Source organism: Mesorhizobium sp. M4B.F.Ca.ET.143.01.1.1 (assembly GCF_004792275.1).
Classification (GTDB): Bacteria; Pseudomonadota; Alphaproteobacteria; order Rhizobiales; family Rhizobiaceae; genus Mesorhizobium; species Mesorhizobium abyssinicae.
In genome coordinates this window covers 1-311 of record NZ_SRSR01000266.1, presented here as the reverse complement: position 1 = coordinate 311, position 311 = coordinate 1, and the positions used below count along the sequence as shown (strand labels likewise).

Below are 311 nucleotides of genomic sequence, written 5' to 3'. Positions count from 1 at the left end.
CGCGCCGGTAACCAGCGTCGGCGGCAGGAAGGTCTCGTCGAGCGAGATGCCGCCATCGGCGCGAACCCCTTTGACGTCGGCTATCGGCAAGGCCGTGTAGCCACCGACAGACTTGCCAGGGGCAAGCAGCAGTGCCTGTGGACGGGCGATCTCGATTTCTTCGGGATCCGAACCGCCCTGGACGGCGTCACGCACCGAAACGATGCGTCCATGATATCGGGCTCCCGAGGCGGCGGCGTGCGCCGGATCGAAGCCGACACCGCCAGCAGGCTCGAGCGGCAAGGCGACCAGCACCGGTCAGGCGCTGGTGT

Annotated in this window: 1 pseudogene; it reads right to left on the bottom strand. The window is 67.8% G+C overall.

Features of this window, described 5'->3' with window-relative positions:
- A pseudogene (gene tssK / locus EN786_RS36925) lies at window positions 1-294 on the bottom strand (type VI secretion system baseplate subunit TssK); the annotation flags it as partial.
- Between the last annotated feature and the right edge of the window lie 17 nt (window positions 295-311).